Origin of the sequence: Adhaeribacter arboris (assembly GCF_003023845.1) — a bacterium.
Classification (GTDB): domain Bacteria; phylum Bacteroidota; class Bacteroidia; order Cytophagales; family Hymenobacteraceae; genus Adhaeribacter; species Adhaeribacter arboris.
On sequence record NZ_PYFT01000001.1, the window covers coordinates 5021032 to 5040518 of the forward strand.

Consider the following 19487-nt stretch of genomic DNA (forward strand, 5'->3'; position numbering starts at 1 on the left):
GTCGATGGTCCATAGTTTTAACATGGAATGGTGAAAAATTGGCTGGTTTAGGAAAACGTATGATGTAAAACTAAAATAACTTGCAACCTGCAACTTAACTTTTCAACCTTCCAACTTTCTAAGCCTCCAACTTGCAACTTATAACTGGCCATTTTAAAACAAAACCGAAACCTGCATGCGGCCCGAGTGAAAAGCGCGTAAACTGCTGGGCTTACGGCCATCGTAATTAAATGACAAGTTTAGGCCGTTACTGAGGCGTTGTTGCAGGTTCAGATTCCAAGTAAAATTATTGCCGGGCCGCAGCGCATTTAACATTTCGTAACCCACCGGGCTATTTACTTCACCTTTAAAAAATACGTGCGTGTAGTGCAACTGCCCCGAGAAAGTACGTTTATTTACCTGGCTTAAGCGGCTTTCTACTCCTAAATCGTTAAAAACAGCTTTCTCCGAATCTTCTACCCGGTAAATATTTTTTTTGGCGGCGTATTGATAGGTGCTGGTAAATCTAAGTTTATTATTGGGCTGAAAAGCAAACTCCGGTAGGGCTTCGTAGGATTGAATCTGGTAATTACGGGTATTTAAATAATTAGAATTATTGCCGCGCTCGGTACGATTTATTTGCAACTTAGAAGTAAAATATTCATTTAAGTTATACCGGCCGCTGATGGAATGAACGAGCAAGTTTCGGGTGTCGGTACCATTCGTTAGTAATATTTTTTGCTGATTTTGCTGCAAAGTAAATTCCAGGCCAAATTTTGAATTACTGCGGTTATAAAAAATAGTATTCCGGAAGGAATTAAGCATGGAAAGCAGCAAGCTATCTTCGATATTCTGGCTGAACGGATTAAAACGGGTAATCAAATTTGGATCGGTTGTTTTCCGGTCCATGGTTAAAGTAGTTAAGGCAGTAAGACGAGAAGCAAATTTTTGGATGGCCGAAGGTGCTTCTTGCCAAGCTCGCGGCAAACTCGAATTTAAGCGGTAGTTCAACCGGTTGGTATAAGCAATAATATATTGATCGGTCGGTAAAAAAACTTTTATGTACGTGCGGTACTGGGCATCCGGCGTTTGGGCTTCGTAGTAATCGTTTAAATCGCGCGGATTGCCGCCGGGCATTAAATAATGAGTACCCTGCCCAGGTACCGTTTGGATAAACTCATATTCGCGTTTTACTTCCCGACCAGTTGCTACGGTATAGCTTAACTCCGAACGCAGGTGCCGCTGCAATAAATCGCCATTCCAATTAATACTGGATAAAACAGTGGCTTTATTTAAACTATCTACGCTGTTTACTTCTCGGTAAGTAAGCTGGGCTTGAATGTCCTGGGTGCCTCCTACCCGGGTTTGCAGATAACCATTGTAGGTTTGAGCGGTTTCGGGCTGGCTTAACTCGCCTTGCCGAGGCCGGCGATCCTGCCGGTAACCATAACTTAAACCGTAGCGGGTGGTGGCACTATCTTTACTGCGTACAAAAAATAGGTGCTCATCAAAGTAAATAGCCGAACTAGCCAGCGAATCCGGATTTAAAACGGAATCTTCCCGGTTTTTATCAAAACGATAGGTATAACCCGGTACAATTTTTTTGGTGGGATAAGTTATTTCCGCTAAGCCACGTACCCAGGCCGATTTAATTTTATTTAACCGGGTACTACTCAGAGTAAAAAGATTGCCTTTTAAGGATAAGCCTTTAAACGTTTGCACCACATCTACATAATGCTGTACCCCATCTACTTCGTGGGGGCGGTAACGGCGGCTGATACGGTAATTAATAGCGTGGGTATTATCTTTTACTACTCCCACCGAAAAGTTTACAATATTATCGCTCTGGCGGGATTCGGCCGTAACTCCGTTGCTCCAGTCGCGGTCAAATTCAATGTCGCGGTAACGATCAATGGGAACAAAGTTGCGGTCGGTAAATTCGTAATTAAACGTACTTTGTAATTTATATTTCCCTAAAATGGGCAAGGATTTTTCCCGAACCGTGTAGCCAACCTTAATAGCTTTACCATTATCATCCTGAGAGCCTTTTTCCGAAAAGCGATTTACGTCGTATTTTGAGGCGGCTGCTTCTAAGTAAATACTGGTTTCTTTATTTGCCTGGTAGGCTGCCCCCACTGTAGCCATTTGCTTTCGGATAGGGGTAGGTAAAATTCGTACCGGTAAATACCTACCTTGGGGTCGCCCGTCCACGGGAGCTACCCATTTAAAGGACCGGCCGTTTACCGAAGTAGTTATGGGTACGTAATCGCCCTTTCCCTGACCCACATCGGTAAAGCGCAGCGAATAATAAGCTGATAAAGTAGAATCTTCGGTGTACACGTAAATCTGCTTGGCCAGGCCATTCACCAGGGCCGTAGAGTCTTTGTATAAGACTTGCTGCGGATCGTAAGGAATTATTTCTACGCCCGGAGTATACGCCAATTGCAAGCTATCGCCTATCTCGCGCAATAATTGTTTGTCGCTCGGCTTTAAATCCAGGTTCAGTAAATTATTGGGGTTGTCCGATTCGTTGTAAATATTGGCGTGGATACTTACTTTTTTAAATTCCTGGTAATGACTGGCTTGGTAAATGGCGCGGTTGTAGTTCCGGTCGGAGTATTCAAAATCAACGCGGATGCGGGAAGTGCGAATAATAACGTTACGGGTGGTAAACGTGATTTCGGCCTGGTTATAATCGATCACGTAATCGTAGTTGAAGCCCCGGGTAAGGAGTTTCCCATCCAAGTAAACTCTTTCCGAATTTGCCAGCACAATAATGTATTTTTCCGATGCCGGTCCCGTTAACCGGTAAGGACCTTGCACATTTTCGATGGGCCTGATTTGAATAGAAGAAAATTTACCTTTTGCCACCGAGGCTACCGCCGAAGTACTGGCTTTTTGGTTTGGTTTAGGAGAATAATTTACTTCAAAAGCCGCGCCCTGTACGTTTTTATAATACCGTAAAAAGTAATCGGGTTTGTTGCGCAATACAATATCGCCAGCTGTTACATTCCAGAGCCGATGTTGCAGGGTAATAAAAATACGGTCAAATTCCTGCAGTTGCTGCGTGTTGCCCTGGGGCTGAAAAGGTACATTTTGGTCAGAGATAGAAGCCGTTATGCCAATCTCTTCGGATAATTTTCCTTCTAACTGTAAATTTAGAGCCGAGTTAACAAATACATTCTGAGTATTTCCGAAAGAAATGCCGCGGGTAATAGCTCCGTTTTTACTTAAACCCGGCGTGCGGAATAATTCTTCTTTTTTAATGGCAATTTCTTCGGTGTAGATTTTGGTACCCGGTAAGTAAACCGAATCAGTAGCGGTTATTTTCCGGCGGTACCGGGCCATGGCCAGGTTAAACGGCAACACCCGGTAACACACCAATACCGAGTCGCGGGTGGTATTTTTTCTGGCCGCAATTCCACCTAAACTATCTAACCGGATAGCAGGCACCGGCGGGCGGATTACCTGAAATTGATTTAGCGAGGGATTGTATAAAAACTTGAGCGTATCGGATGCAGGGCCTTGCAGCGTAATAGAACCGGGCAAAATAGTAAGTGAATCCAGTTGAACAGGCGCATCGGAAAGATTTACCCATTTACACCGTTGATTGGAATATTGGGCCTGGGCCGACCAGGAAAGAATTACCCATAAAACTCCCGCCAACCACCATTTAATCATCTGCCACCGCCGGTAATTGAATAAAGAAGGTGGTACCCTCATCTTCGGTAGTATGGAACCATATCCGGCCGCCAGCACTTTCAATGCCCCGCTTCGCCACAGCTAAGCCAATTCCCGACCCGGAGAATTTAGTGCTGAAATTCGGGATAAATACTTTGTGCGTAATATCAGCCGGAATACCAGTGCCGTTATCCTGCACCGAAATAAGCACTTTGTCGGGTGAGGTTTTCTGCAATGAAACCAAAATGCAAGGTGTGCGGCCCGCCGGAATGGCTTGTAAAGCATTAATAAATAAGTTATTAAAAGTTCGCACCATCAGGCTTTCGTCGGCCAATACATGGTAGTCGCCCGCCGGAATATGAATTTGAATGCGATTGTTCGCGTCTTGGTGCAACTCCGCACATTGCTGTAAAATACCCGCAATATTTATTTTTTCGGGTTTTAAATCCGGGAGGGTAGTAAAACTGGAAAAAGAAGTGGCAATATCACTCAAGGTATTGATTTGGGTAATTAAAGTACCGGAAATTTTACTGATTAAGGCTTCGGTATTTTCCCGCTTTTCGGCAATAGCTTTCTGCAAGTACTGCAAGGAGAGCTTCATGGGCGTTAGCGGATTTTTAATTTCGTGCGCTACTTGCCGGGCCATTTCGCGCCAGGCGGCTTCTTTCTCCCGGGTAGCCAGTTCTTTTTTACTTTCTTCCAGCTTCAGCAGCATATTGTTGTATTCACTTACCAGCAGGCCAATCTCATCCGCCGAATGATAATCTAACTTTTCGTTCTGGCCGGTCAGCGTCGTTTGTTTCAACTTCTGCGTAACTAACTTTAAAGGCACCGTTAATGCGCGCGAGGCTATGTAAGTAAGTACCATAAATACAATGAACATAGAAGTGAAAATGTTCATTATAGTGGTAAAAAGCTCGATTAGCTTGGAATCAAGCTCTTTTTCTGAATCGAAAAATGGCAACCCAATAAAAGCTTTCACGACATCTTTGTGCCCATCGGCGTAAAGCGGCAAATACAAAGCATTAAAACGGATATTACCGGCTTGTTCCTGTAATAAAACTTTACGGGCCTGGGCTTCCTCAATGCTCACAAAGGCTTCCGGATTAATGTAGCGCGACAAAAGTCCGGCATCAAAAATCAAAGGCTGGCTGGAGTACAGTAGTTTACCCTGATTATCATATAAATTAATATCCGTTTCGGATAAGTCGGCGAGTTGCCGAACCTGATCGCCTAATCGCTCTTGATTGTTGCGGTCGCCTTTTCTGGTAATGGTATTTAAGAAGTTCTCCTGAATCAGTTTACCGCGTTTATTATACGTGTCTTCTAAATCGCGGCGGTAAGAACCCGTAACTAAACTGGCAGTAGCAATACTTATTAATACCAGCGGAATGAGGATGCCAAAATTAAGGTATAACTGAATTTTAGTACTGAAATTGGTGCTGAATTCCCGAATGTAACGAGCCCGCATGAGTAAAAACAGCAGCATGTACAGCAGCAAACAAAGGGTATGCACCAGAAATAAGGCCGAAAAGTTAGAGGCCACATCGCGCAACGAATAATGCGCCGTTGTTACCACCAGTATTTTACCGTCTTTCGTCGGGAAACCTAAATGATGGTAACCATTTACCTGCAAACCATTGCCTTTTAATTCCGGATTGTCGAGGATGGCCGGCGAAAAGAACCGGGTATAGTTATAATCGCCTTCGTTGTAAGTGAGTCGTTTATTTTGATAAAAGGCATAACTAAAATCCCGGTTATATAAGGGCTGAAAGAATTTTTGATCGACTAATAACTCCGGAATAACGCTGTAAGGCGTTAACTTTTTTAAATTAAGCTCCAGCACAATGGTAGCCAGCGTTTTATGCACGGTTCGCAGCCGGATGAACTGAATGTATTTACGCGAATTCTGTTCTTCTTCTTCTTTTATGAGAAATAATCCTTCGTGTTCCGTAGGAACCGCCTTCTCCAGAAAATATTTAACATAAAGTGGCAAAGTAATATTATCATCTTCTTCGTCTATTTCTAAGCCTTTAGTATCCAGGGTTAAGCCGTTCGCATCAAATAGCCGGACGTTTACTTCGTACTTATCAAAATAATCGCGTAAATAATACCGCTCTATTTTTTGCTTCACAAAGTCAACGTTTACGAACGGGTCTAAAATAAATTTATTCCGGATGGAAGGATCGGCCTGTACTTTCAGGGATATGTCGTTTAATAAATACTCGCCTTGGATATCATTGTCCAGTAAAATACCCGAAGCAAACTTTTGTTTATTTACCAGCAGCAAATTTTGATAATGCACGTACATGGCCAGGCTGCCCGCTACGGAACTCATGCCAATAATCCAGAAAATAAATAAATAGGTTTGGTACGGATTAGCCGTGATGTTCCGGCGAAAGCGAACGTAAATAACGGCCACAAAAAACAGGAGACTCAAACCAAATAAAATAACATCGGCTTTGTTGCTGAAAGCTCCCAGAATAACCCCAATTCCCCCGGAGCCAGTTAACAGGTAATACCAGTAAGGAGCCGTATTATCGGGTTGAACCGCATGAAAAATTTGGGTGAGCAAATGCACAAAGATAAAAAAGATAGCCGTGTGCAGAATAAAAGCCGTATAGAGCAAAAATTTATAAAAAGAAAAATCCAGGCTTTGCGATACATCCAGGACTAGTAAGGAGTTCGTGAAGGAATCCAGGTAAAATTCATAAAGCCCGTGGAGCATAATGTAAAAAGCTACTCCACAACCCACTTTAACTAAAACCCGACCCGTCCGGGTTAGTTTTCTAAGGTAGCTGGTTATTTGCAGATGCCGGAAAATATAGGCTATGTTAAAAGTAAGCACCGCCAATAACACGGCGTTCAAGAGCAAATCCCCAATGGACGGCGACCAAAAGGAAGCCGCGTATAGTTTAGGATTGAAAACTTCCAATTCTAACACTGAAAATGGGAAGTTAAAATATAGCAGTACCAGCCTTAAAATAAATAAAGGTACTATGAGAATGGTTAAGCCTTTTAAATAACTTCCCCGGCGTAAGTACGACCGACTAACAAATACTAAGCAGTACACCAAAAAACCAATTCCCAGCGTAATAACGGCTATGGCCGCCTGGCTACTCTTGCGAACATCCGTTTCCACTAATTGCTGTAAGGAGAACAAATAAGTGCCCTCTGAGGTGCGTAATTTGGGAAAGGCGGAGTTAGGATCTATAATTATCCGGGCTTGCATGCTCCCAAAAATAGCTTCGTTTAAGCCTGATTGCAGATACGTGTTATTGATGCCAAAACTAACTTCGAGCGGAATATATAGCAGAATAGTAAAATTCTGGTAGTTCTCCTTATTGACCAGGTATTTTCCGTGCTTAGATTCTACTACACTAAACTCATCTTTTATAGCCGCATTATCAAAATCAGTAACCGTGGTATGATCCGACCAGAAAATAAGCTGATCTCCTTTCATAATAAAACACGGATATTGTGTTTTACCAAGTAACTTGGAGAATAGAACCGTGTCTTCCCGCAAATAAGTTTTGGCTACAATTACATCTTGCTCAGCAGCATTTATGGCTTTAGTAATGTTGTCTGCAACAAAAGAAATGTTTTTATCCGTCGAAGACTGCGAAAAATAAGTATACAGGTTAAGCAAGGCGGCAGCAGCAAAACAAAGTACCGCGGCAATTAAATGAATATATGGGAAAGATCGGGATTTCAATTTTTAAAGGAATGGTTACGCAAATTTATTCAAAAATTGTGCTAAGTCCCACATAATTTAAAAGTAATCCGGGCGCAGTAATGTTGTAACTCAAATTGTCAGAAGTAGTAATAAATAGATTTTGTTATTGCATCTTACTCGTGCTCCATTAACTGAAAATAGCGGTTTGTTACCTTTGAAATATGCTAATTTACAACAAATTATGACTATGAACTATTGTCTGACGACTATGGACTAAACACTAGATTCATTATCCTATGAGTACGCTTATAACTCCCCTGCAAGAAAAAGATTGGCCCGTTGTGGCAGCTATTTACCGGGAAGGAATATTAACCGGCCATGCTACCTTCCAGAAAGAGATTCCTGACTGGCTGGATTGGAATAAAGCGCACGTGCCCGCTTGCCGCTTTGTGGCTAAAATTAATGATGGAATTGTAGGCTGGGCCGCTCTGGCTCCAATTTCGGTGCGCGAGGTGTACCGCGGGGTAGCCGAGGTAAGTATTTACATTAAACAAAATAATCGGGGCCAACGCCTCGGCGAAAACTTGTTAAAACATTTAGTAACCGCCAGTGAACTGGCAGGTTTCTGGACCCTGCAAGCAGTTATTTTCCCCGAGAATGTGGCTAGTATAAAAATTCACGAAAAGGCTGGTTTTAGAATTGTGGGCCGACGGGAGAAAATCGGGAAAATGGATACTAGCTGGCGCGATACCTTACTCCTGGAAAGGCGCAGTGTAATCGTTGGTGTAGATTAACAACCTTTATGAGGAATGATTTGCCCGATTATTTTGCTTACGAATTACTTTTATTGAGACCAAAAAGCTTTTATTTCTACTTTTAGAAGGCGAAAGTCGGGCTTAGCTTTAACTGGCTAAAAAGAAATCCAGGTACTTTTACAAAATACTAAAAGGTGTGTTTATCTACGCAGTTCGTAACATGCCGGCAAATTCATTCGGTAATGGGCTGTTTTCGATGGCTGCAGCCGCTTTTTCTACATCGTAGGCAATCCGCACAAATTGCACTTGAATACTTTCCGGATTAGTTAATGTACTCTCAGGGGTTAATTCCAAGATAACATAGCAGCTCCGCGAGTCGCTGTCTTTGGGTTTGCCCACCGAACCAATATTAACAGCGTGCCGGTAACGGGTTTGTCCTTCGTGTTCATAAGGCAGTACCCGGTGGTAAGGTTTGTGCGTATGACCGAAAAACAGTAAATCTGCTTGGGCTTCTTCCATCATCCGCAGAAAGCTTTTTTCCGGCCGGTCTTCAAACAAGTATTCATTAGTTTTCCGCGGGCTGCCGTGGACTAGTAGCATTTCTATTTTATTGGCTTCATCCGAGTTATCCATAAAGGTTACCCGCAGATGCCGGGGCAGCATCCGCAGGTAATTCTGGGTTTCTTCCGTTACTACTAAATTGGTATAATCAATGGACTGTTGACCTAAAGTTTGTTCCGTATCTGTCTTGTAGGCGCAACCACAGTTCGGGCTACTTAATCCTACTCCTTCATCGTAATTGCCGGCAATGGTAGGAATTTTTCTTTTCCGGATTTCGGTTACTACTTCGTTGGGCCAGGTGGCATAACCTACCAGGTCGCCTAAGCAATAAATAGCATCTAAATTCTGCTTATCCATATCGGCAAAAACTGCTTCTAAAGCGGGTAAATTGGCATGGATATCACTAAAAAGAGCTATTCTCATGTTTTACTAGTTTCTGAGAGAAAGATTAGCAGCAGCCGGAACTGGGAGAGCAGCAAGTAGAATCGGGTTTTTCGGCGTATACGGTAATACTGTAAATACCGGTTCCGCTGGCTTTGTAGGTTTTTAATTCAGCATCAGAAAGGTAATTAGAGAGTAAATCATCCGGTAGAGTAATAAGCCGTTTCTTCTGGACTTGCACATTTTCAAAACCTGTTTCTTTAATCAGGCGCAAATAGTCCTCCTGTTGGATAGCTCCGGAAACACAGCCGGCATACATTTCCGCCGCTTTTTGTAAACCGACGGGTAACTCGCCTTTCAATACCACATCCGAAATACTGAAATGGCCCTTTGGCTTTAACACTCTATAGGTTTCTTTAAAAGCTTGCTCTTTGTTGGGTACTAAGTTTAATACGCAATTGCTCACCACTACATCTACCCGGTTGGCAGCCAGGGGCAAATCTTCAATTTCACCTAACCGAAACTCTACGTTGGTAAATCCTAATTTTTGCGCGTTGGCTTTTGCTTTTTGAATCATGGCTTCGGTCATATCTACGCCAATAACTTTACCGGATTCACCTACAACAGACCGGGCCACAAAGCAATCGTTACCCGCGCCGGAACCCAAGTCCAATACGGTATCGCCTGCTTTCATGCGCGCGTACTCGGTAGGTAATCCGCAGCCCAGGCCTAAATCAGCGTCTGTTTGGTAACCAGCAAGCTTTGAATAATCTTCGGCCATAAGGGTGATATCCGTAGCGCAACCACCAGTAGCTCCGCAGCAGGAAGTTTCGTTTTGCTCTTTGCTTTGTAAAGCGATTTCGCTGTACTTTTCTTTTACAATTTGTTTAAGTTCTTCGGCGGTTGGCATAATATTAATTTTTATCGGTTTATAGTAATATTGCGATGAATAAAAAGCCAATTTTTAATCTATTTTCTGATACATAATGGTAGCAGACGAAGGACACACGGAGCTAAACTGGGCGGTACCTTGAATAGTTGCCGGTACCCTGGAACGTTCGACGGGAGTAAAACCTAATTTAGTAAAGAAGACTGCTGCCGTATTCGTGATCAGAAAAACTTCTTTCACATTCTTTTCCTTCGCTAAGTGTAATGCCGCCGCATAAAGAGCGTTTCCCAAGCCTTTACCTTCAAAGTCGGCCGAAACGGCTAAAGACCTAAGCAAAGCAATGGCATCATATATTTCCAATCCGCAGGTGCCCATTAGCGAATCCGCATTTTTGATAACGACAAAATTTTCCAGAGTTGGCGGTAAATCAATAGTTGGCAGATTACAGGAACTCAACAAATGCACGATGGCGGCTCGGTCGGTAGTGCGTGCTCGTTCTACTAGGGCTTTCATGGGTGAATTAACAGCAGTTTTTAGTAGCAATAGGTAAGGTAAACAAATTAAGGAGGATATCTTTCGCCTGTTCCCACACCGGCTCGTTGATACAATAGCAGACACTGGTTCCTTCTATTTCGCCTTTAATTAAACCTACGGCTTTTAATTCTTTTAAGTGCTGCGAAATAGTGGCTTGCGCTAAGGGTAGTTCTTCCACCAGGTTGCTGCAAATACAAGTCTGTTGCTTTAACAAATACTGCAAAATAGCTACCCGGGCCGGATGCGCAATGGCTTTGGCGTAAGCAGCCAGTTGATTTTGCGTATCGGTAAAGTTTTGGGTTTTCGTCACTCCCATATTGATTTCTTACGTTATATCGTAATGTTACGATGATAACTGGTATTTAACAAGTCTTGTTTAAAGAAATTTACCATACGTAGCTCCTAATTGCGCTAAAATGTTTACTTACGCTTTTCCTTAACTGATGAAACCATGGAAAGTTGGTATGCCAGTACAATTGAAGCGCTTTTAGTTCAGCTGAATACTTCCACCTTAGGTGTTTCGGAGGAAGAAGCCAGGCTTCGTTTGCAAAAATACGGCGCTAATAAACTAGCGGATAAAAAGCAAAAAAGCCCGTTTAAAATGCTTATGCAGCAGTTTACCGAGGTAATGGTATTGCTATTAATTGCCGCTGCCCTGCTATCCGCTTTTCTGGGAAAAACTACGGAAGCCATAGCTATTTTAGCTATTGTTCTGTTATTTGGTTTCCTTGGTTTCTTCCAGGAATATCGGGCCGAGAATGCCATGACTGCCTTAAATCAACTGGTAGTTCCTATGGTTAGAGTACGCCGGAACGGAGTAGTAAAAGAACTGCCGGCCAGCGACCTGGTTCCCGGGGATATAGTAGAGTTTGAAGCAGGCAATGTTATTCCGGCCGATCTACGCCTATTGGAATCGTTTAATTTAAAAATCCAGGAAGCCACTTTAACCGGGGAATCGGAACCGGTTGATAAAATTATTGAGCCAATTTTTAAAGAAAACCTGCCCTTAGGCGACCGCAAAAATATGGCTTATATGGGTACCATGGTATCTTACGGGAGAGGTTCCGGAATAACGGTGGCAACCGGAATGGCCACGGAACTAGGGAAAATTGCCAACCTGATTGGGGCCGTTGAAACCACAAAAACGCCCTTACAAGAAAAACTAGATAAATTAGGGAAGCTTTTAGCCCTGGTAGGAGTGATAGCGGCCGCCATCATTTTTGTAGCCGGAATAATTAAAGGCGAGGCCTGGCCGGAAATGTTCCTGACGGCGGTAAGTGTGGCTGTGGCCGTAATTCCGGAAGGTTTACCGGCAGTAGTAACGATTACCCTGGCTATTGGCGGCCAAAGAATGCTGAAACGAAATGCTTTAATTCGCAAACTCCCGGCCGTTGAAACTCTGGGTTCAGTTACCGTTATCTGCTCGGATAAAACCGGCACGCTTACCCAAAATAAAATGACGGTAATAGTAGTTGACTTACCGGAATCTACAATTAAATTTAAAGCGTCGGGTTTAACGCTGGAAAATGAGGAAACCGCTAACGCCCTGGATTTTGCGCTCACCGTCTCCGTTTTGTGTAATGATGCTCTGCTGGAATTAGATGATACTACTACCGGACCCGAAAAGGTAATTGGTGATCCTACCGAAACGGCCTTACTGGTAGCGGGTGCCCAGAGGCACATCTATAAACAAGAATTATCTAAAGCTTTTCCGCGGGTGAATGAAATACCTTTCGATAGTGTCCGAAAAAGAATGTCTACTATTCACCGCATGGCCGGTGATTTACCGGGATACATAAATTTAATACCTGATGCTTCCAGAATACTGCTTACCAAAGGCGCTCCCGATTCGGTAGTAACTATTTGTACCCACGTTTTGGTGCGAAATAAACGGATTTTGTTGAAGGAAGAATGGCAGGAAAAAATTGTAAAAGCAAACACCCGCTTGGCGCAGCAAGGAATCCGGGTTCTGGGAATTGCTTACCGGATACTCAATGAGGAAAATACTAATTTCCATCCGGAAAAAGAGTTGACATTTATTGGTTTAATCGGAATGATGGACCCGCCCCGGCTGGAAGTGAAAGCGGCCGTTGCTAAGTGCAAAGGCGCAGGTATCCGACCCATTATGATTACGGGCGACCATCCTTTAACCGCCGCCGCAATTGCTACTACCTTAGAAATTGCTTATCAGCCGGAAGCTGTTTCGGGCGATAGGCTGCACGAAATAAGCGAAAACGAATTACAAGCTTTAGCCGCCACCACGGCTGTTTACGCGCGGGTTTCTCCGGAAGATAAGTTAAGAATTGTAGATGCGCTGCAAAAAACCGGGCACGTAGTAGCTATGACCGGCGACGGAGTGAATGATTCCCCGGCCTTAAAGAAAGCCGACATTGGGGTTGCCATGGGAATAACCGGAACGGACGTAGCCAAAGAAGCCGCCGATATGGTTTTATTAGACGATAATTTTTCTACCATTGTGGCGGCAGTGGAGGAAGGTAGAGTAATTTTTACGAACCTGCGCCGCTTTATTAAATTCTCCCTGGCCAGAAATATTGGAAAAGTAATTATCATGTTGCTGGCGCCCTTCTTCGGCATGACCATAGCCCTGCGGCCTTTGCAACTTTTATGGCTAAATTTATTAACGGATGGTTTACTGGGCCTGGGTTTAGGAACCGAGCCCGCGGAAGAAGGTATTATGAACCGGCCGCCCCGTAACCCGGAAAAAGGAGCGCTTAGTAAAAGAGATTTTCTGCAACTAAGTACCGTCGGAATTATTATTGGGGCGATTGCGCTCGTCTTAGCCATAATTTATTATAACCCGCAGAATCCCGACGATTTAACCTGGCAGACCATGATTTTTGCTACGGTGGGTTTTGCTCAAATTTTTCAGACCATTGCGCTACGGTCTTCCGCACATTCCCCTTTTGCCTTGTTTACCAATCCTTTAATGACGGTAGTAGTTATGAGTACCCTCTTATTGCAGGGCGCAGTAATTTACATTCCTTTTATGAAAAGCTTTTTTGGGCTGGTACCTTTACCCGTTTCTGATTTGTTTATTTCGGTGGCGGCAAGCAGTATTGTTTTCTTTGTGATTCTACTGGATAGAAAACGCCATAAAAGATCCGCTTCAAAATATAAAGACAATTACAGTACTAGCTGATTTCTGAACGAAAAATACCTTCTCCTTAACGGGTTGTGTTATTACGGGAATGGGTTTAGGGTTGAAAGAACGGGGAGGTGCCTAATAAAACGAAGTATATTTTTGTGTGGGTGTGCCAAAATTTTAACCTTATTCTGTTTATGTAAAACATTAGAAAAGAAAAAGCACTCAGCAGAATTTTATAGCTGCCGGGTGCTTGGGAATTGACATTATTAAAAGACTTTAAATCAGGAAGTTTATTCCTGCTACTTGTGTCTAACGGTTAAGTCTTCTTTTTTTGGGCGTTTTGGGCACTGGCTTTAGAACCTTTGGGTAACGTAATCTTCCAGATATTAGCTTCCGACTGGCCGGCATATTCCATAATGTAAACTTCGTTCCCAACCATTACCGCATCTACCGGCGCGTTAAAATTATCGACCAAACGGTACGTTTTAACAAAGTAATTATCTGTGGCTGGGTCGTAAGTTAATTTTAGATGCAGCAAATCTCTTCCTTCTTTCCGGAGTGGGTTATTAGCGCCCGCTCTGCCGCCACCCGTGTAACGCATTACAAATCCATCTCCTTTAAATTCATCGGAAAGTACTTTTTTGGTATCAAATAATATGGCGAGGGGAGAGGAATGGGCATTAAAAGTACTAACAGCCTGACCGGTTATATTGCCATCGGTAACTTTGCCGGAAGCAATATCGCGGTATTCGTTCGCATCTGGTCCTAAGTTTTGTACGCCGGGCGTAAATTTTACGCCGGCCGGCGGTTTCGGGAAATTAGGGTCGTCGTGGAAATATTTTACAATCCAGGCGTGAGCAGTTTTGCTGATGAAAGGGTCAGTTTCGGGGCTAGGATTCCAACCGGGATATTGCTGCGGATTATCGATGCCGCCAAATATCCACGGGAAACCATAATGGCGACCTTGCCGGAGCCAGAACATATCTTCGGGCGCATCATAATCCGGCGAATTAGACACCCCGAATAAATTACCGTTGGGGTCAAATGCCATGTCAAATACATTCCGCACTCCTTCGGCAAAAAGATACCCCTCGGCTTTTAACTTTTGTACATCGTCCGGCAGTAACAGGTTTTTTGCGTCTACCGGGAAGCGGTAAATTTTAGCGGTTAAAGCATTATCGCGGGCGTTCGGGTAGGCGCCCCGGTTATCCTGTACTTCGCCGTGGTCGGTGCGGGCGCCGGTATTTACGTAAATATATTTCCCATCCGGACTTACTTCCAGCGCATTCCAGCCGTGGTCGAAAGTAGTGGCATTGGTGCCGTATTCTACGGTGTTAAATACTTCTGTTAAAGTAGGTTTGCCACTGGCATTTAAATCGAAGCGTACCATACGGCCAGTGGTGCCTTTGCCATTATTTACGCTGGTATTGCCGCACAAAAACAAACTGTTATGATGAAAAACGGCTCCTTGCAAACGCGTTATGCCATGGTCTGCCGCCGAAAATATTTTCTGGTAACGGGCATCTTTTTTATCGATGTTGCTGATTTTGTACACGTCGCCTTCAAAAGTATTATACCAGAATTCGCCGGTTTGCGGATGCCGGAACAAACGAATGGCCGAAGGACCAATCTTCATCACGTGTGAAACTTTAATATCCGGCCGTAAAGCCGTAGGAGTCTTAATTTCTGGTCCAGCTTTCTGCGCTTCAGCGGCGGGCGTATTCGCCGTGGAAGCGGGCGGAGTGGCGGGGGCAATATTTTGGTTCGGTTCCGGTGATTTAGCCGGGGCAGCGGCAGTTTTTGTTTCTTTAGGATTCGTAGAGCTTGAAGCTGGTTTTGTGGCCGGTTTAGAGGCAGAAGTAGTAGCAGGAGTAGCAGCTGTGGCGGAATTATCTACCGTTTCGCCTAATTTCCGGAGGTAAGCTACTAATTGCCATCTTTGCTCTTCCGATAAAGATTCTTTAAAAGGAGGCATGTTGCCCCGGCCTTCCGATAATTTCCAAAAAAGAGCGCCATCGCTTTGCTTTTGCACCACCGGCGAATGGAAATTGGCCGGCTTTATTCCCATGGCACCCCCAGCAGCGCCATCGCCGTAGCCATTTTCGCCGTGGCAAGGAGAACAATACAGCACAAAAAGCTCTTCGCCCTGCGTTAAGGTAAGGGGCTCCACCGGATAAGGATTTTTTATTTTATCGGCGGTAGGTGGTGCTACCCACCGGCCGCCATCCTGAAAGAGGGAAGAAGGATCCGTAACCGAAATGTAGGACGACAGACCCCCCATACAAATACTGGCAGCTAATAAATACTTGGTTAAGGTTGGTTTAAGCATTTATACGATCAAAGTTTGTAACTCTTGCTATTTTTTAATTCTGGCAACTACCCATGTAAGGTTTATAAAACAAACACCGGCCCATTCATGAGGGATGGTCTAATTTATCCTATGTACTTCGACGAAAGTAATTTAGACTACTATTTAAAGTAGCTTACTGATTACCAAATAATTATTAGTTGAGCAACGAACAACTAATAACTACTTATATTCCGGTACTTACTCTATCGTTTTCTCATTTACAAAAAGAAAGTCCCCTGTAATTGCTAGCTGGATAATGGCGGCCCAATAGGTACGAATATGGTCTGGTGCGAATCCGGGTAAACGTATTTCTTGGCGGTAAATTTCGCCGTTAAATATTCGCCCATGTGGATGTCGCCGGACATGGTATCGCCGGAAACGGTACCGGAAAAAGTAAAGTTGATGCCATCACCGGGCGCCTGGTACACGCTCCGAAATTTTATTTGATCACCTTCAATAGAACCCGATAAATTGCGTACATCAAAGTCTCCTTTGTGCGAACCTTGCAGCCAGTTGCCATCCTGTTTTTCAATAAACAAAGTATGCTGGCTCTGGCTGGTAAAAAAGTTAATGGTAGCATCCCAACGACCGGTAAGATTGGTGCTCGGCGCTTTCATGGTAGTAATTCGCGGCGGGCGCTTCCGGGAAAGTACGTCGTAAATCCGATCGGCCACAATTTTATCGTTGCCGGGTTGCATCATCCAGGAACTAATGGAAAGACCCGTTACATTCGGATCGGGAACGCCATTGCGGTTACCGTTATAGGTACTCAGGGCAATGCGAGGTTTGGTGCTGGATAGTTCGTTCGCTAGTTCTATCCCGATAAGGTTTAATTTAGCCGGATCCCAGGAAATAATTAGGGTAGGCGTGCGGTTAGCTAAGCCGGTTGGTTCTTTCACGGTGGTCTGAACCCCCTCAATTTTTTTAACCCGATTGGCAATAGTATCTAAATAACCCATCCAGGTTTTGTATTCTTTTTCGTGGTCGCGTTTTACCCAAGTTTCCACGGCGGCTAACATGCCCATCACTTCTTCGCGACCCACTTTATTATCGCGGCCCGGTCCGTGGTGCGGCGCGCTGGCTTGCCAGGCAGCCATTAAGATATCTTTTTTACCCAGCAGTAAACCGGCGCATTGCGGCCCTCGAATCCCTTTTCCGCCGCTGTACGCTACCACCGAAGCGCCTTTCTGCAAGTGTACATTCGGAATAGTCAGAATCTCCGCGGCTGCATCTACCAGAATCGGAACATTTTTAGGTTTGGCAATCGCCGCAATACTTTCCAGCGAAAGCGGTCCGGAAGCCGGTAAGCCATCGGCATTCGCGTAAATCATGGCAGTACGCGGGCTAATGGCGCTACGCAGTTCATCCTCCGAATCTACCATTATAATTGTTACCCCAATATTGCGGATTGCGTGGTCGTACACGTTCCGGGAATCTTTCGGGATAATTACTTCGGTCTTGTCGAAACCGGCTAAATTGGGAATCCGGATTAGTTTTTCCGGATTGCCACCGGTTACACACGCCGCCGTAACGTGTTTCATACCGGCCGCACAACCCGACGAAACCATCCCCCATTCGGCCCCGGTAATTTCGGCAAGCCGCTTTCCTACGCCCAAGGCTAGTTCATCTAATTGTACAAAATAACGACAAGCATATTCCATGGCTTCCCGTACTTCGGGCAACTCTACCGAAGCGCCAATAATAGTGAAGGTACCACGGCAATTAATAATCGGTTCCACTCCAATAGATTGGTAAATATTGGTTCCGGCTTTTAGCGGTCCCATTACTTCCGGACTTTCGGTACTTTTCATGTAATCTAGTAAATCAAATTCGGTTGGCGTAGCCGAATGCGCCATAGCCGATTGTCCGGCGGCTACTACGCCGCTAATCGGAAGAACGGATAAGCCTTTTAAAATATCTCTGCGTTTCATATAATCATTTAAGATGAGGCAATTTTCTGATTTAAGTATGGGGACTGTAAGTTACGGGACACAAGTATCAAGAGAGTAGGTAGTATTTTCTTAAGCTAAGCAACTGAATAGTAATAATTTCTTGCAATAATAGTGGTATTGAGTATAGTAAATTGTTTTACCTGGGTACTTATTTAAAAGAGAAAAATACTTTGCTCGCTGATTCGTAGCTTAAAGCAAAATACAAAATTTAATGGATAAACAAATGCCCGATTCAATAAAGAAAGTATCGGAGTTCCTGCTACTAAGTAAAGAGACACAAGTATCAAGATATTAGATATTAGACTTTTTAATAATTAACCCATTAATTAGGAACAGTTTATTTCAGCAATCTCGACAGCAGGTATATTTAATGGATTTTGTCCTGTGACTTATTCATTTAATTTATATACTCCTGTTGTTTGCACGCACCCGCTTGGTAATTGCTTTTAAATTAGTTGTAGGTAAAAGTCCAAAAAATCAATTTTGCAGGTACCTACTATTTTTATTGTTCGGTAAGCAGCTATTTGACTTTGCAGGTAATTACTTCTCTTTTGAGTAACAACTATTCTAGCTTATTCTAATTTTTTACTCAGCTGAAAGCCGGTGCCTTTTAATTCAATAATTCTAACTTCTTTCTATATGGAGACACCTAAGGATGCAGTTCGGGTGAAAGGAAATTTAAATTATTTGATAAAAAGGAAATCTGCGCGGTTTAATGAATAGGACCAATTTATTGTATGTGGCAGGATGGTAATTAAATTTAAAGATAGAGGCGGCACAAACCAGCACAAAAAGGTGAAGTCTATTGGTATTTATAATTTAAAAATAACAGAATAATGGAACATGATTTATTCTTATTCCGGTAAATTAAAATTCAGAAATTTACCAGAAAATCCTCTTATCTGTTTTGTGTTACATCCAATAAATAGTTTTTAGCAGAACGGATTATCCAACAGCAGGAAGGCTAATAAAGTAAAAGTTTCCGGATTGAGGCGCAGGCGGAGTAATTGCATGGCCCGTTGTTTTTGCGTTTTAACGGTATTAATAGAAATGCCCAAGGTAGCCGCAATTTCGTGGTTTTTCATGCCTTCCAGGTAGCCCATCCGGGAAATGCGCTGGCAACTTTCGGGCAGCGTTTGAATGGCCTGGTGAATTTCCGCTAATACTTCTGATTGAATAATGTAATTAATGACAGTAGTTTCTTCTACTTCAGAAGGGGCAAAATTAAATTTGTATTTTTCTACTACCTTCTCGTGACGAACGATGTTTAAGCTGGAGTTTTTAACAATGGAGTATAGGTAGTTTTTGATAGCAACTGAGTTTAAAGTAATTTCTTCTTTATGGTCCCAGAATTTAATAAATGCTTCCTGTACAATATCCTCGGCTTTTGGTTTGTCCGCTAAAATCTGAAAAGCAAAATAAACCAACCTGGGATAAAAGCTTTTAAAAAATTGCTCGAAAACTTCTTCTTTGGATAATTCTGCCAGGTTAGCTTCAGATTTTAGACTTAGTTTCATAACCTTTTAAAATGAGGTAAGTTAAAATTTTTAGGTGTTTAGTTTAAAACTATAACTTTTATCTAAATATAAGGGATAATATTAATGTATTTTGCAATAAAACAAA

General features: G+C 43.3%; 11 protein-coding genes. 2 read left to right on the top strand and 9 right to left on the bottom strand.

Going from position 1 to position 19487, the window contains the following annotated elements; translation table 11 throughout:
* Window positions 1–153 precede the first annotated feature (153 nt).
* Both AHMF7605_RS20445 and AHMF7605_RS20450 read right to left on the bottom strand, forming a co-directional pair.
* Window positions 154–3702: a hypothetical protein gene (locus AHMF7605_RS20445; protein ID WP_146153628.1), complete on the bottom strand. Its 3549-nt coding sequence runs from the start codon at window positions 3700–3702 to the stop codon at window positions 154–156.
* Window positions 3653–7375, bottom strand: coding sequence for a sensor histidine kinase (locus tag AHMF7605_RS20450; protein WP_106931883.1), 3723 nt, complete (start codon window positions 7373–7375; stop codon window positions 3653–3655). Before AHMF7605_RS20450 ends, AHMF7605_RS20445 begins: the two co-directional genes overlap by 50 nt.
* 257 nt (window positions 7376–7632) lie before the next feature.
* Here AHMF7605_RS20450 and AHMF7605_RS20455 point away from each other — a divergent pair, with 257 nt between their 5' ends.
* Complete coding sequence (locus tag AHMF7605_RS20455; RefSeq protein ID WP_106931884.1) at window positions 7633–8130, top strand: GNAT family N-acetyltransferase; 498 nt, start codon at window positions 7633–7635, stop codon at window positions 8128–8130.
* A gap of 165 nt (window positions 8131–8295) precedes the next feature.
* On the opposite strand, the gene AHMF7605_RS20460 is transcribed toward AHMF7605_RS20455, so the two are convergent.
* The 4 genes from AHMF7605_RS20460 to AHMF7605_RS20475 are packed head-to-tail and all read right to left on the bottom strand — an operon-like array spanning window position 8296 to window position 10772.
* On the bottom strand, window positions 8296–9075 hold the full coding sequence (locus tag AHMF7605_RS20460) for a metallophosphoesterase family protein (RefSeq protein WP_106931885.1): 780 nt from the start codon (window positions 9073–9075) through the stop codon (window positions 8296–8298).
* A gap of 25 nt (window positions 9076–9100) precedes the next feature.
* Window positions 9101–9943 (bottom strand): arsenite methyltransferase, encoded by an 843-nt coding sequence (locus AHMF7605_RS20465; RefSeq protein WP_106933553.1) that lies wholly within the window; start codon window positions 9941–9943, stop codon window positions 9101–9103.
* Window positions 9944–9997: 54 nt separating this feature from the next.
* Entirely contained in the window at window positions 9998–10435 is a 438-nt protein-coding gene (gene arsN2, locus AHMF7605_RS20470) for an arsenic resistance N-acetyltransferase ArsN2 (RefSeq protein ID WP_106931886.1), read from the bottom strand.
* 7 nt (window positions 10436–10442) lie between these two features.
* On the bottom strand, window positions 10443–10772 hold the full coding sequence (locus AHMF7605_RS20475; protein ID WP_106931887.1) for an ArsR/SmtB family transcription factor: 330 nt from the start codon (window positions 10770–10772) through the stop codon (window positions 10443–10445).
* Between the two features lie 135 nt (window positions 10773–10907).
* On the opposite strand from AHMF7605_RS20475, the gene AHMF7605_RS20480 reads away from it, so the two are divergent.
* Window positions 10908–13616 (top strand): cation-translocating P-type ATPase, encoded by a 2709-nt coding sequence (locus tag AHMF7605_RS20480; RefSeq protein ID WP_106931888.1) that lies wholly within the window; start codon window positions 10908–10910, stop codon window positions 13614–13616.
* Window positions 13617–13878: 262 nt separating this feature from the next.
* Here the strand turns inward: AHMF7605_RS20480 and AHMF7605_RS30600 are convergent, their stop codons facing one another.
* The 3 genes from AHMF7605_RS30600 to AHMF7605_RS20495 form a co-directional block, all read right to left on the bottom strand.
* Window positions 13879–15891: a c-type cytochrome gene (locus AHMF7605_RS30600; RefSeq protein WP_233219200.1), complete on the bottom strand. Its 2013-nt coding sequence runs from the start codon at window positions 15889–15891 to the stop codon at window positions 13879–13881.
* 266 nt (window positions 15892–16157) lie between these two features.
* Window positions 16158–17843, bottom strand: a complete 1686-nt coding sequence (locus AHMF7605_RS20490; RefSeq protein WP_106931889.1) for a PLP-dependent transferase — start codon at window positions 17841–17843, stop codon at window positions 16158–16160.
* 953 nt (window positions 17844–18796) lie between these two features.
* Window positions 18797–19381: an RNA polymerase sigma-70 factor gene (locus AHMF7605_RS20495; RefSeq protein WP_106931890.1), complete on the bottom strand. Its 585-nt coding sequence runs from the start codon at window positions 19379–19381 to the stop codon at window positions 18797–18799.
* Window positions 19382–19487: the final 106 nt, after the last annotated feature.